Source organism: Acinetobacter rudis (assembly GCF_000829675.1).
Lineage (GTDB): Bacteria > Pseudomonadota > Gammaproteobacteria > Pseudomonadales > Moraxellaceae > Acinetobacter > Acinetobacter rudis.
Genome location: NZ_BBRX01000048.1, coordinates 1 through 14,873, shown reverse-complemented (window position 1 = coordinate 14,873; position 14,873 = coordinate 1). Strand labels below are relative to the sequence as shown.

Annotated in this window: 10 protein-coding genes and 1 other RNA gene; 6 read left to right on the top strand and 5 right to left on the bottom strand. The window is 41.5% G+C overall.

The window, feature by feature from the left end:
* Nucleotides 1-32: 32 nt before the first annotated feature.
* The gene (locus Aru01_RS12700) at nucleotides 33-800 is read left to right on the top strand and encodes a hypothetical protein (RefSeq protein WP_016657243.1); all 768 of its coding nucleotides are present in this window, start codon (nucleotides 33-35) and stop codon (nucleotides 798-800) included.
* Here the strand turns inward: Aru01_RS12700 and Aru01_RS12695 are convergent.
* Both Aru01_RS12695 and Aru01_RS12690 read right to left on the bottom strand, forming a co-directional pair.
* Nucleotides 797-4,393 (bottom strand): AAA family ATPase, encoded by a 3,597-nt coding sequence (locus Aru01_RS12695; RefSeq protein ID WP_016657242.1) that lies wholly within the window; start codon nucleotides 4,391-4,393, stop codon nucleotides 797-799. The genes Aru01_RS12700 and Aru01_RS12695 overlap by 4 nt on opposite strands.
* The gene (locus Aru01_RS12690) at nucleotides 4,390-5,655 is read right to left on the bottom strand and encodes an exonuclease SbcCD subunit D (protein ID WP_016657241.1); all 1,266 of its coding nucleotides are present in this window, start codon (nucleotides 5,653-5,655) and stop codon (nucleotides 4,390-4,392) included. The genes Aru01_RS12695 and Aru01_RS12690 overlap by 4 nt, the downstream gene beginning before the upstream one ends.
* 391 nt (nucleotides 5,656-6,046) lie before the next feature.
* Between Aru01_RS12690 and Aru01_RS12685 the strand changes: the two genes are divergently transcribed.
* A complete protein-coding gene (locus tag Aru01_RS12685) occupies nucleotides 6,047-6,499 on the top strand; it encodes an ABZJ_00895 family protein (RefSeq protein WP_016657240.1) in 453 nt (150 codons plus the stop codon).
* A 16-nt stretch (nucleotides 6,500-6,515) separates the two neighbouring features.
* Here the strand turns inward: Aru01_RS12685 and Aru01_RS12680 are convergent, their stop codons facing one another.
* Nucleotides 6,516-7,643 (bottom strand): NAD(P)/FAD-dependent oxidoreductase, encoded by a 1,128-nt coding sequence (locus Aru01_RS12680; RefSeq protein ID WP_016657239.1) that lies wholly within the window; start codon nucleotides 7,641-7,643, stop codon nucleotides 6,516-6,518.
* A gap of 96 nt (nucleotides 7,644-7,739) precedes the next feature.
* A complete protein-coding gene (hemB, locus tag Aru01_RS12675; protein ID WP_016657238.1) occupies nucleotides 7,740-8,753 on the bottom strand; it encodes a porphobilinogen synthase in 1,014 nt (337 codons plus the stop codon).
* Nucleotides 8,754-8,861: 108 nt separating this feature from the next.
* Here hemB and Aru01_RS12670 point away from each other — a divergent pair, with 108 nt between their 5' ends.
* From Aru01_RS12670 to Aru01_RS12660, 3 genes are all read left to right on the top strand, one after another.
* Entirely contained in the window at nucleotides 8,862-9,359 is a 498-nt protein-coding gene (locus tag Aru01_RS12670; RefSeq protein ID WP_016657237.1) for a thioesterase family protein, read from the top strand.
* Between the two features lie 326 nt (nucleotides 9,360-9,685).
* On the top strand, nucleotides 9,686-10,870 hold the full coding sequence (locus Aru01_RS12665) for an HlyD family secretion protein (protein ID WP_016657236.1): 1,185 nt from the start codon (nucleotides 9,686-9,688) through the stop codon (nucleotides 10,868-10,870).
* A gap of 43 nt (nucleotides 10,871-10,913) precedes the next feature.
* A complete protein-coding gene (locus tag Aru01_RS12660) occupies nucleotides 10,914-12,440 on the top strand; it encodes a DHA2 family efflux MFS transporter permease subunit (RefSeq protein WP_016657235.1) in 1,527 nt (508 codons plus the stop codon).
* Between the two features lie 140 nt (nucleotides 12,441-12,580).
* Here the strand turns inward: Aru01_RS12660 and glpK are convergent, their stop codons facing one another.
* Nucleotides 12,581-14,068, bottom strand: a complete 1,488-nt coding sequence (gene glpK, locus Aru01_RS12655) for a glycerol kinase GlpK (RefSeq protein WP_040331390.1) — start codon at nucleotides 14,066-14,068, stop codon at nucleotides 12,581-12,583.
* A gap of 131 nt (nucleotides 14,069-14,199) precedes the next feature.
* Between glpK and ssrA the strand changes: the two genes are divergently transcribed.
* Nucleotides 14,200-14,559, top strand: a transfer-messenger RNA (tmRNA) gene (gene ssrA / locus Aru01_RS12650).
* The last annotated feature ends 314 nt before the right edge of the window (nucleotides 14,560-14,873 follow it).

Below are 14,873 nucleotides of genomic sequence, written 5' to 3'. Positions count from 1 at the left end.
TTGTACATTACCTAGCAGGATATTCAAGCTAAATGAAAAAGACCTATCAAGCCATCGGCATTTTTGCTGCGATATTTTTGGCTGCATGTAGTCAAAAACCATTCGAATCACAGCAAACAAGCACACCGATCAGTCAAGAGACCACCGCTGTATCTGTGGCAAGAGACCGTGTCGCCAATGCTAAGGTTGCCAATAACGAAAGACTTGGTACAGCTTGGGGTGACGATATTCGATCACAGGTTACTGAAGTGGATTTACGTCGCTTAAGTAATAAACCTGTAGCTGAAGCTTTGCTACGCTATGCCAATAAAGACTTTCAAGGTCGTGCTGTAAACAGCATGGCATTAAATGCTGGAAAAATTAGTTTTTCAGTGGTCGATGATCGTGGTAATGGTTTAACACTTTATCGTGCTGATCAGCAGTATTTCTTAGCGGGTAAAAATGGTCAAAGTTATCAACTCCGCTACGAGAACCACACAGGTAAAACTTACGAGGTCGTGGCGAGTGTGGATGGTCTTGATGTGATCACTGGCCGTCAAGCATCGCGTCATAATGCTGGCTATGTGTTAGAACCTTATAAGACTTTAGACATCGAAGGCTTTCGTAAAAGTCATGACGCTGTAGCTTCATTTGCTTTTAGTCAGCCTAAAGATGCTTATGCAGCCAATACTGCACATGGTTCAATTCAAAATATTGGGGTGATTGGCACGGTTGTTTATGAACTCAAAGTGCCTGAAGTTAAACAACCGAGTAATTCCCAATATGCACCTGCGCCAAATGCATTTCCAGCAGATCGTTAAGCAACAATCTCAATGGTACTTGCACCTGCACCTCGCGGGTTAACCTGAATCTGTACTGGAATACGTTCATGCATATCAGGAATGTGTGAGATTAATACAACTTTGCGTCCCTGACTTTGTAGTTGATCGAGGGCATTCATCACCATGTGTAATGAGCTGGCATCTAAGGTGCCAAAGCCCTCATCAATAAATAAAGACTCTATTTTCATTGAGCCTGAAGCCATACTGGCGATCGCCAAGGAAAGCGCTAAAGCTGTTAAAAATGATTCCCCTCCTGAAAGCGAAGACACTGAACGTGTTTCACCATCCATATCGTGATCGATAATGGCTAGACTAAGAGAATTATCTAGGCGTTTTAAGGTGTATCGCTGTGACAACATAACCAATTGTTGGTTGGCATACTCAATTAAAATATCCAAATGATACTGCTGTGCTAGATCACGAAATTTCTTCCCATTTGCATCACCGAGTAATCCTGAAATTTTACTCCAGCGATGCTCTTGATGTTGCACTTGCTCGATTTGCGCTGAGAACTGTTGTAATTTACTGAGATTTTGCTGATATAACTGCTGCTTTAATTTCAGTTGATCATATTGTTCTCGTAGTTCGGTGAACTGTGCTGTATGCGATGTGATTTCATCTAATAAGGCTGCATATTCAATATTTGGTTGATGTTGCTGATGGTCTTGCCACTGTAGTTCAAGCGTGTTTAAAGCTGCGTTGGCTTCACTTAGTCGTTGATCTACCATACTGAGTTGCTGGCGAATCTGTTGCTGCTCTGCGGGACTGACTTGTTGTAACTGCGTGAGTTGCTCTACGCTAAAATCAAGATGGAGCTGTAACCACTGCTGAATTTGAAGCTTGACCTGATGCAAGCTTTCTTGGTTATGCTGTGCTTGTGCTTTACGTTGGTTGAGTTGGTTCTTTTGCTCATCATAATCTAAGCGGCAAGCCTCTAGGTTTTTTTGTTCAGTTTGATACTGTTGTAGTTGTTGCTGATCTTGTCGTTGCAGTTGCTCTAGCCATTCTTGCGGTTTACAATCAGCTAATGCTGTCATTGTAAAAATCAACTGTTGAGCTTGTTCTGTGTTTTGTTGGCCCTTATTGGCAACAGTCTCAATATCTTGATCTAAGCTTATTCCACGTTGTTGTAACTGCTTGAGTTCTGCATCGAGTAATTGCTGTTGTTGCTGGATCTGTTGTATTTGCTGCTGTAGCTGTTGCTCGGTTTGTAATCGCTCTAGACGTGCTTTTAGCTCTGAGAGCAACTGTTGACTATTCTGTATGACATCCTCTTGCCACTGCTGTTGTTCAGCAGGCGATAAGCACTGCATGAGTTGTTGTAATTGTTGTTGCAGTTGCTGTGCGCTATCTAGTTGATGCTGAATGCTCTGTTGCTGCTGTTGCCGCTGTTGTTGATCTTTAATGGCTTGAGACCAATCAAGGCAACGTGTGGCCAGCAATTCAATGTGTTGCTGTTGCTGGTGTTTTTGCTCTTGTAGTTGGTTCTTTAATTGTTCGTGGTCTTGGCTTAAGTCGAGTGTGATACTTAAAGCTTGGCTCGTTTGCTGTAACTCTAATTCGAGCTGTTGATATTTTTGCTCAAGCTGTGCAAGGTGCAGAGTATATTGTTCTGCGCTGGTTTGCAGGCGAGTGTAGTGTTGTTTGGCTTGTTGCCAAGCTTGAAGACACTGTTGTTCCTGCTGCTCAGCATGTTGCTCTTGTTGCTGTTGTAATTCAAAAAGGGCCTTGCTGAGTGCTGGATCATCATTTTGATATGGATGATTCAAGCTACCACAGACTAAGCAGGGTTGATCTTCGACGAGGCTTTGACGCAATTTTTCAATGTTTTCACTATGAAGTAGGCGCTGTTGCTGTAACACCTGTTGTAATTGAATCCGAGCTGTTTGCTGCTTTTGATAGTCTTGCTCAGTGAGTATCACTTGCTGCTGTACTTCTTGACGCTCAGCTTGTGCATGTTTAAGCAGGTTTTCACTGTGTTGCTGTTCCTGCTTTAATTGGGTCAAGAGTTGTAGTTGTTGTTCGAGAAAATCAAGTTGTGTTAATTGATTGAGTTGAGTTTCACGCTTTTGTTGGGCTTGGCTAAGCTCCAGTTCAATCTTAGTAATGGTGCCAAATTGATGGATAGACAGCTGTTGCTTTTCTTGCAGTTCAGCAATTTGTTGTTGCGCCTGAGCAATTGATCCAAAAGCCTGTACGAAAGGTTGATATTGGTGAATAAATTGTTGCAGTTGTTGGATGTGAGTCGACAGTCCTGCATCTAGCGTCGAAAACTTCTGGGTTTCCATGAGCTGATTTTGTTGTTGTACCAACTGCTGTTGTCGTTGATGGAGCTGCTGTAGGCACTGTTCTGCGTTTTGACTCACTGGTTGTTGTTGTTCTAACAGTAGCTGCTTGCTGTGCTTTAACTTGCGGTATTCATCAGAGATGACTTCTCTAAGATCAACGCACTGCTGTAACTGCTTCAGTTCATGGGTATACTTTTGGCGAAACTCTTTGAGTTGATTGAAGCGTTCCAGAGCTTGTTGATATTGCATTTCCACTTGAGTGTAACGTTGTTCAATCGCTACAAACTGAGTTTGTAATTGAGTAATACTGGGTTCGAGCTGTTGCTGTATACGTTGATACTGCTGTTGTTGATCAACTTGAGAACGAATTTCAGCGAATATCTCAATACGCTCAAGGTAGTTACGTTGTTCTGCTAATGCCTGCTGTGCTTGTTGTTGCAGTATTTGTTGCTGTTTTTTCTCATCTAGTGCCAACTCAAGCTTTTGTTGCTGCTGAAACCATTGTTGTTGAAGTTGTAAGTATTGTTGTTGACGTTCTTGCTGTTGTACTTGATCTTTGCTTTGTTGAAGTTCAGCTTCGAGGGCAGTGACTTGTTCTGCTGAGAGTAAATCAATATGCCCCATGAGTTGTTCGAGTTGTTTACGCTGCCCAGCAATATCTTTGGTTTTACGATATGCCAACTCACCAATTTTAGTAAAAATATTGGAGTTGGTGAGATATTCGAGTAATTCACCACGCTCGCTGTCTCTTGCTTTTAAAAAAGCAGTGACTTCAGACTGAGCCAATAATACCGCTCGAGTAAACTGTTCAAAGCTCAGTTGTGTAATTTTCTTTACCCATTCATCAACTGCCTTGGCTTTGTCTGCTAAGACAACACTATCGCTTAAGCATTTAATACTGCGTTGAATGTTCTGCAATTTTCCAGTGGGGTTTTCACGTGCCCGTTTAATTTCCCAGCGTACAGCATAGTGTTTTTGGTCTTGGGCGATAAAACATAGTTCTGCATAACCATGAGCTGTGCCACGGCGCAGAACGGTCAAAGGGGAATTAACAGGTAATTCTGAGCCATCAACATCGGTAATTTTACCATCACTATCTTTGAGACGAGGAACGCGATTAAATAGAGCCAAACACATGGCATCTAGGATAGTCGATTTACCTGCTCCAGTTTTGCCAACGATTGCAATGAGACCAGCACTAGCGAGCGGTTCACTATCAAAATCGATATATTGTTCACCCGCAAGAGAGGCTAAGTTTTTAATTTTAATTGAAAGTATTTTCATGAGTGGCTGCCTTGCTCAGTCTGTTGTTCAAGTAATGCTTCTGCTTCTTGGACTAAGCTAGCAAAGTCTTTTTCCACCTCAGAATCTATAGCGTAGCCTTGTTGTTGCCAAAGCTGTTGAAAGAGGCTTTGTGGCGTAGGCGGACTTAGGCTGACACTCGGTTGTAGATTTGGGTCATTTTCATTGTTGCGATAGACTCGTGCAATGCGAACTAGACGGTATCGATCTGGTGGAAGCGCATCTTCAAACTGTTGGCGTAACTGAGGCGCTGGAGGTGTTTGGGTATGGTATTCGATATCGACATATGGACGTTGCTCAAGTTGCTCTATCGGGCCTTGAGGCAGGGTGTGTAACCGCTCAAATACTTCGTTGAGTTCACCTGTGATTTTGTAGAGTTCAACACAACGTGGAATCATTAAACTGTCGATTTTTACACGTTGATCAGGATCATTTTCAGGTTCAATACACACCTCAATGATTTGGTGTTTATAGTTGACCTCACTAAATGACAGCGGAATAGGTGAGCCACTGTAACGAATATGTGCATGTTGTACTTTTTGTGGTTTGTGCAGGTGTCCTAAAGCCACATAGTCAATGACTTCATCAAATAAGGCTGTGGATAGTGCTTCTTCATTGCCAATAATAATTGGGCGCTCTGAGTCACTGGTTTCACCACCTTGCATATGTGCATGAGACATCAAAATCAGCGCCTGATTCGCTGTTTTCTTTGTTTTGGCCAGTGCGATCAACTGTTGATGAATATAGGCAATCGCATCTTGGCTATTACGACTATGTTCATGACTGCTGGTAATTTCAGCCGAACGTAAGAAAGGTAAGGCTAGACACCAAGCCACGATTTCTTGTTCAGCATTATAAATAGGTAAAATGAGGCGTTCTAAATCGAGCTGTTGATCATCACGGCGGTGTAATACTCCGACAGCATGAGCTTGGTATTTTTCAAGGAGCGGGTCAACTTGTTCAATTCGGTAACCAGAGTCATGATTACCCGCAATCATTAGGGTTTGCATGTGTGGGGCACGCGACTGTGCATCAGCTAAAAACTGATAAAGTTGTTTTTGTGCTTGAGACCCTGGATTGATGACATCGAAAATATCTCCTGCAATGAGGAGTGCATCTGGTTTTTTTTGTTCGATTTGATCAAGTAACCAAGACAAGAACTGGGCATGTTCATAGTGACGACTATGTTGATAAAAATACTGTCCCAAATGCCAGTCAGAGGTATGAAAAAAACGTACAGTCATTGCACAATCACAGAAATAGATGAACTCAACTAAGTTAGCATAAATTTGAACTGGACTGAGTTTGATTGTGCATGATTTACCCGCACAAGCTAAATGATAGGCAATAAAAAACCGACGATTCGAGTGATGGAAAATCGTCGGTCAAGATGCTTCTGAGTGAAGCCGTTTGAATATGCTGCTCAATCAAACGGGGAAGCATAAGATTTTTTTTAATCGTTACCATGTAAGTTACCGATCATATTTGTGGATGCCAGCACAAATAGTTCGGTAGCTGCAGACCTTACAACCACAATAACGTTATAATGTTTAGATTGGTTGACAACAAAATCAAAAAAAAATAAGTTTTTTGATTTTAGCTGATAAGCTTGGTTTCATCGTTTGGATTTTGAGCATGTTTACACTCACTCGTTACTACTTGTGGTTCTTCTTTTTTTGTTTTGTCTACACGCTGGTGACAGGTTTGATTGCGGCATGGATTCCAAATGAAATCGCAGCAGCACTTGTAACTACGCCTTATTTGGCAGCAATGATTACAGTTCTCCATATTTTCTTAAAAAGACAGCGCCGTGCACCAACGGCAAGAGAAAGAAAATACTTTACCGTTGCGTTCATTACATGTTTTTGGCTGTTTAATTTAATTGGACTTCTTGCCAGTCTTGCTTACTTTGCAGGACAGGACCCACAAATATGGGATAGTTTTCTCAGTTATTTAGGGCATTGGCAGTTCCTTGCCATGGCGCTGGGTTTGGTATTATTGGTCAGTGTACCTATGGTACTAATTACCTTATGGTTTTATGGAAAACAAGCACAGCGTATGGCGCTGCGCATGTTTGGTCACTCATAGCCTGATTCATTACAGCTTAGAGTGAGGGTGCAGTAGTTTTATGGAATTGTAAACGTGTAGTCGAATAGGCTGTAGCATCAACAATTGGGTCATGCTTGAGCATTAACTGACGTAACAGTTGTGCTGAAGCTGGCCCCATACATAAGCCATTACGATAATGTCCGAAATTTGCCCATAGGTTACGATGTTCTGGCATCTGACCAATATAAGGCACACCATCTGGTGAACCAGGTCTTAAACCCGCCCAACGTTTTACAATAGGGAACTGTGCTAGTTCAGGAACCATGGCTAAGCAATGCTTTAAGATATGACTTTGGGTCACTGGATCTGTTTGGGTATCGAAACCACAGTGTCGGACGCTTGATCCACAGAGTACATGACCATCCTGACGTGGGATCAGATACATCACCTGATTCATACACATGGTGGGTAGCCAATCCGCAGGGGTTTTAAATAATAAAATTTGCCCTTGTACTGGCTCTACTGGAATATCTAGATTTAGTTGTGTAGACCAGTGCGCTGACCAAGCACCTGTTGCAATCACAAACTGGTCTGCAAAAAACTCTGTGCCATCTTGGTCATATATCGAATTCACACGATCCTGCTGTAAATTAAATCTAATGATTTGATGTTCAGTATAAAAATTTACGCGTGGATGTTGAGTCAAATAGGCAATTAGGGATTGTAAGAGCTTAGGATTACGAATATTTGAGAGTTCAGGAAAATACATCGCACGTTGCAATTGTGATGAAAGTCTAGCGTTGACCTGATGTAATTGAGCACCTTCTAATAATTCACAGTGTTGCATAGGCTCTTGAAAACGGGTTTTGTAAGCTTGCCCAACTGCAAAATCTTCTTCATCAAAAATCAGCATACCTGTGTCATGAATTTCGAAATCAATCCCTGTTTGCGCAGAAATTTTTGCGTTATAACGCTGATATTCAGTTTTACCGTACTGTGCCAAAGTATTGACTGCTTCAGCATAGCGCCAAGGATACATTGGGGACAATATACCGCCACCTGCCCAGGAGGCTGCTTGCCCCGCCTGTGCTTGGTCAAAAATACTGACGGTGCAACCGTGTTCGACAAGTTCTAAAGCAGACAACAGACCACTAACGCCTGCGCCGATAATGGCGATATGCATGGTGTACTCAGTGAGAGATAAGTAGGGTGAAAATAAAATAATGGATGTAACATGCCATCATTGTAGATGACATGTTGCAACAGCAATCCGTAGCGCTTAAGCCATTTCTTTGAGCTGACGTGCTGCGTGTTCTGCGTAGTAGGTCCAGATTCCATCAGCACCCGCACGACGGAAGCACATTAAGCTTTCCATAATGACTTGCTCAGATAACCAACCATTTTGAATTGCAGCAGCCAACATTGCGTATTCACCACTGACTTGATAAACAAAAGTAGGAACGCCAAAGTTGTCTTTAACTTCACGTACAATATCAAGATAAGGCATACCTGGTTTTACAATCACCATGTCTGCACCTTCTTGAATATCGAGCGCAATTTCATGTAGCGCTTCTGCACGATTTGCTACATCCATTTGGTAAGTGTATTTATTACCACCTTTAAGGTTGGTTGCTGAGCCCACAGCATCGCGGAAAGGTCCGTAGAAGCTCGATGCATATTTGGCTGAGTAAGCCATAATACTGGTGCCAATAAAGCCATTCGCTTCGAGAACTTGACGAATTGCAGCAATACGGCCATCCATCATGTCGCTCGGTGCAATAACATCAGCCCCAGCTTCTGCATGGCTCAAAGCTTGTTTGACTAGACAGTCTACAGTTTCATCATTTAGTACGTAACCGTGATCATCTATAATGCCGTCTTGACCATGTGTCGTATACGGATCTAGTGCACCATCAGTGATCAGCACCATTTCTGGCAATTCTTTTTTTAACAAACGTAATGTGTTTTGTACTACACCATCCTCACGCCAAGCAGCTTCAGCTGTTAAACTCTTGTCTTCTTGCGGGGTGACTGGAAATAGTGCCAGTTTCGTGACACCTAGCTGTAGCAAGGTCTCTGCTTTTTTTAGCAGTAAGTCAGCTGAGAGACGTTGAACATTTGGCATGCTTGGAACATCTTGGATTTGGTTTTGTCCTGGTAATACAAAAACAGGATAAATCAAGTGATCTGTACTTAGATGAGTTTCGCTAATCATCGCTCTGAGGTGATCATTTTTACGGATTCTGCGCATACGCGTAGCCGGAAAAGCGGGACGATTGAACGTATAAGTCATAACAATCTCGATGTTCGCTATTAAACTAGCGCATATTGTAGCCCCCTTAATTCATTTGTGGTGAAAAAACAGTAGCTTTTTTCACCACGTAGATAATTTGAGTAATATATGAGCGAATCGCAAAAGAAGTGGACAGGTAATATTCACTTTGGTGCAAAAGTTGATATCAATGTAGTGCTTGAGCAGTTGATTCAAGCATTTAACCATTCACCTTATTTTTCTCATAACAGTATGCAGATGCGTGTTGTTGATGGTGAAATCGAAGGTTATATTGAAATGCAGCCGTATTTGATTGGTAATGTGGCTTTTCAGATTTTGCATGGTGGTGTTGCTGCGACTTTACTCGACAGTATAGGGGGGATCGTGGCGATGGCTGAGCTTTACAAACGTGCAGGCGTTGATGAATTACCTGAGACGCTTAAGAAAGTTTCACGTTTAGCGACAGTGGATATGCGGGTAGATTATTTATCTCCTGGGCGTGGCCAGCACTTTATTGCCAAAGCAGAAACGCTAAGGTTGGGACGTAAGGGATGTACAATGCGTATGACGATGGTTAATGATGAAGGTAAGGCAATCGCAACTGCTATTGCATCATATGCTTATTAATTTCAGATCATTTATCTTCATACATGTCATATAAATAAAGTGATGCCCCATAAGCTTAGGTTTATGGGTTTTTTTTATTAATTTTAGAAGACTATAAATTTTTTATACAGATGCTAAGAAAACACAACGACCGAAGTACAAATTGATGCGTTCAACCCTAGCCTAGTGGGTACACTTGGGTTAGAACACGATTTGAATCATATAGAATTTTGAACTTAAGCAACTGCCTCATTATCATTAAAATATATTACATGTCTTTGATACCAATAATAATCGACATTGCATGTACGGCAGCTGTATGGGTTTAGTCGAAGAAGGAAAATAAAATGACTGACACCCCCCATCATATAACAGCACCACAAAGGCTTGATCATCCTAACCGAGCAGACCATTTAGACTCTCCTGAACGAGTTAAAGAACGTGATAGAAAACGACGACGATTACTGATTTTGATCGTGAGTGTGGTTGTTGTGAGTGCATTTGTAAAGCTTATAAGCTTGTTGTTTTTTAGCAATACTGTCTCGACTGACAATGCCTATGTTGGTGCTGAAACTGCAAATATTAGTGCAATGATTAATGGTCAAGTGATCGCCGTGAAAGTGAGTGATACTCAACAGGTCAAAAGAGGGGATGTACTGCTGATATTGGATCCTAGTGATGCCAATATTGCTGTTGCACAAGCGCAAGCTCAGCTTGCTAAAGCTCAACGTCAATTTAATCAAAGTAGTGCCAATATTGATGGTCTAAATGCACAGCTATTGGTGAGTCAAGATGATATTCTGCGAGCTAAAGCTCAGGTGGTGCAAGCAGAGGTGCATTTAGAACGTATAGCGGCAGAGTTTAATCGACGTTTAAAGTTAAGTCAGTCAGGGGCGATTTCTAAGGAGGAATTGGCTACAGCACAAAGTGCTTATAATTCTGCACGTGCAGATATTGAAGTGGCGAAGGCTGGTCTCACTCAAGCTGAGTCTAAAAGAAATGCGGCACAAAGTACTCTAAATGCAAGTAAGGCCCTGATTGAAGGTACTACACAAGCGAATTTACCCGATATCTTGGTTGCGAAAGCTCAGTTAAAACAAGCACAGCTTGATTTACAGCGTACTGTGATTCGTGCACCTTTAGATGGTGTAGTGACTCGTCGTGATGTACAAGTTGGCCAAAGACTTGCACCTGGGGTAACAGTAATGATGATTGTACCTGTTTCCAAATTGTATGTGGATGCCAACTTTAAAGAGAGCCAACTGCAGCGTGTACGTGTAGGCCAAAGCGTGATTTTAACTGCTGATCTTTATGGAAGCCGCATCAAATATAGTGGCAAAGTCATGGGACTATCTGGAGGGACAGGTTCTGCTTTTGCTTTGATTCCGGCGCAAAATGCAAGCGGAAATTGGATTAAAGTGGTACAGCGATTACCTGTACGTATTCAGCTTAATCCACAACAGTTAGCAGAACATCCCTTACGAGTCGGATTGTCGATGAATGCGACGATTGAGTTAAATTCAAAACAATAACACGGCCATTAAAAGGCCTTTAATAATAAAAATAGTAAAGATTATGAATAATACAATATTAAAAACGAACCTTAAGGGTATTCGTTTATTGATTGCTGCTTTTATTGTGGCATTGGCCAATTTTATGGTGGTGCTTGATATGACCATCGCTAATGTGTCATTACCGACTATTACAGGAAGCTTAGCGATATCAACCTCACAGGGCACATGGATTATAACGTCTTATGCAATCGCTGAGGCGATTGGCTTATGTGTTTCGGGTTGGATCGCACAGCGTTTTGGCTTGGTCCGCAGTTTTAGTATAGCTTTAATGGGATTTACTGTATTTTCAATCTGTTGTGGTTTATCTAATAGCCTAGAATTATTGGTCATGTGCCGCGTCGGACAAGGCTTATTTGGTGGACCCATTATGCCTTTAAGTCAAACTTTGATTATCAGTATTTTCCCTCAAGAAAAATATATACACGCCCTTGGGATTTGGGCTGCTACAACTGTTTTAGGTCCGATTTTAGGCCCAATTTTGGGAGGAATTATTAGTGAAAATTGGGCATGGAATTGGATTTTTCTGATCAATGTTCCTATAGGTTTTTTTTTAATTTACGGTGTATATCTTTTTTTGTCGAAGATTAAATCCCCACTGAGCAAGTCGAAGTTTGATGTCATTGGCATGATTTTTTTACTGGTGTGGGTGGGGGCACTGCAAATGATGCTGGATATGGGGCATGACTATGATTGGTTTAATCATCCTAAAATTTGGGTTTTAGCGATGATAACCCTGATTGTTTTCTCACTATTTCTTGCTTGGGAACTCACTGGGCGACAGCCGATTATTCAACTGCACATTTTTGCAAACAAAAGTTTTTGCATAGCGACCTTGGCACTGTCTGTTGCTTATGGCGCTTTTTTTGGCGGTATTGTGGTAATACCTCAATGGTTACAACTCAATATGGGCTATACCGCAACTTGGGCTGGTTACCTGATGGCGACAATGGGGGTGGGAAGTTTATTAATGTCGGTTGTGGTGGCTAAGCTGATTTATTGGATCGATCAGCGTCTTTTGGTTAGCATTGGATTTATTGTATTTGCTTTATCTTGTTATCTGAGAACTGATTGGGCCAACAATGTAGATTTTATCGATCTGGCTTGGCCACAAATTTTACAAGGCTTTGCTTTACCTTTCTTTTTTATACCGCTAAGTAATATTGCTTTGGCTGCGGTACAGTCTCATGAACTGGCTATGGCAACGGGGATGATGAACTTCATTCGGACATTGTCTGGTGCAATAGGGGCATCTATCTCGATGAGTTTATGGAGTAACTACAGTCAGATTGCACGCCATGAAATGGTTGCGCGTATACAAATGACACAGAGTCAGCATGCATTATTGAGTGCCCATATTTCTCAACAAAACAGCTTGGAGTTGGTTTCCAATGTGGTGGATCATGAAGCCATGACGATCTCGATTAACCATATTTTCTGGGGATTTTCCTTGATCTTTATATTAATTAGTGTGTTGATTTGGTTGTTACCTAAACCTCAGAATATGCTGGGACAGATTCATCTTCCTTGAAATAATTGTGTTGATCACTGCAATTTTTTTAAATAATGAGAGTTGAAAAAAAGATGTGAATGGATGTATCAATAAGCTCAGCATTAATCATATGATACATCCATATACACAATTGATTTCTCTTTATTCAGTAGAAGTTTTTATAAAGTTTGGGATTTGGTTCGTTGTAATGCTGTTGCCCATTCTGCTAAACGGGCTTGGCGTTGATCCTCGCTCATTTGTGGTTCAAAGCGACGATCTAATTGCCAAGATTGACGAATTTCATCTAGGTTGGAAAATACACCAGCACGTAACCCAGCCATAGCCGCAGCTCCCCATGCTGTTGATTCCAACATTTTCGGGCGCAGTACAGGAACATTGAGCAGGTCAGCCTGAAATTGCATTAACATGGTATTTTGGCTTGCACCACCATCGACCTTGAGCTCTGTAAGTGGTTTGGAAATATCAGCTTGCATGGCATTCAACACATCAGAAACTTGAAAGGCAATAGATTCAAGCGCAGCACGTGCAATATGTGCTTTATGTGTACCGCGTGACATACCACATAAGAGTGCACGGGCATCACTGTCCCAGTGCGGAGCACCTAAACCAGTAAACGCCGGTACAAGAACAACACCATCACTACTGTTTACTTGGCAAGCCAGTTTTTCAACTTCAGCACTATTTTTTATTATCCCAAGCCCATCACGTAACCATTGTACGACTGCGCCTGCCATAAAGACGCTTCCCTCAAGTACATAACGGTTTTGTTCTTGGCATTGCCATCCCAAACTGGTCAACAATTGATTTTTACTGTATTGGATTTCACTGCCAGTGTTAAACAGCATAAAACAGCCTGTGCCATACGTGTTTTTGGCACTACCTGCCTCAAAACAGGATTGACCAAACAGCGCTGCTTGTTGGTCACCGAGTATACCAGTGATTGGAATATTAGCGCCCAATAAACCAGGAGCAGTATCTGCAACGTAATAATCTGATGAAATAATTTTAGGTAACATACTGCGTGGAATATTAAACATATCCAGCAGTTGTTCATCCCAAGTTTGATGGTGTAAATTCATCAACATCGTACGTGAAGCATTACTCATTTCAATGACATGTTCTGCACCATGAGTGAGGTTCCAAATTAACCAACTATCAATAGTGCCAAAAGCTACACGGTTTTGTTCAGCTAATGTCCTTAAGCCCTCAATATTGTCTAGTAACCAAACTAATTTTCCAGCGCTGAAATAAGGATCGATGCGTAATCCAGTGCTTTGATGGATCACATCAGTTAAACCTTGTTCAATCAGTTGATTACACCAAGGTGCAGCACGACGGTCTTGCCAGACAATCGCAGGTGCGAGAGGGCGGCCGGTTTTTTTATCCCAAACAACTGTTGTCTCTCTTTGGTTGGTTAAACCTATGGCTGAAATATCTTTAGGCATTAAACGTGCTGAAGCAATGGCTTGTTGCACTACAGCAATTTGAGTTGTCCAAATTTCTTGAGCATCTTGTTCAACCCAACCTGAATGTGGTGTTGTAATATGAATTTCACGTTGTGCTGTGGCATGGATCTGCGCATGTTGGTCAAATATGATTGCTCTGCAAGATGTTGTACCTTGATCTATTGCAAGTAAATAACTCATATCTTTTAATTTTTGTGGTTGAAATTGTATCATTTTAGAGTATTTAAACGCCTCAAGCTCGTTAAAATATAGCAATACGAAGAAAATATATCGTATTTTTTTAAATATCTGTTACTATGGCTAAGTACTTTGGGGATGTTATTGGCTTCGACGCTGATGATGAAGCTCATAGATGCATGCCGAGAGCGCATTTCCTCTCGTAAATCAAATTTGCAATTTTATAGTCGCAAACGACGAATCTTACGCTCTAGCTGCCTAAGGGCAGTTTGTCCGCTTCACTGAATACTTGTGGTCAGTGAACCCGACCGAAGCGCACGCACACAAGTCCGTATAAAGTCAAGCCTCGGGGCTTTATACCAAACTTAGAGGATCGCGTCTCGTACCCTGTTCGTCGGGTCACAAGATGTTAAAACAATAGACGATATCTAAGCATGTAGTATTCTCGAGTGTAGTGTTGGCGGACGCGGGTTCAACTCCCGCCATCTCCACCAAATTCTAATTTAGAGAAGTCCATCTAAATGTAAATAAGCCTTAAATCTTAATGATTTAGGGCTTTTTTATTGCCTTGTTCATCCGACCCCATCCGACCACATTTTTACTTCTATGGGTAAAAATTTTGTTAATTATTCGAATAAACAAGGATAAAACAATAAACTGCCAGCTTTACTAGTGGTATTTTCATGATTTAAATACGAAGTGGAACAGGCTGATATTAAAGTATTTTTTTATCTCACTTATATGTGCTACACATCATGTTAAAACTATATTACCAATATAAAATCACAAAATGAGATAAATCGTATAT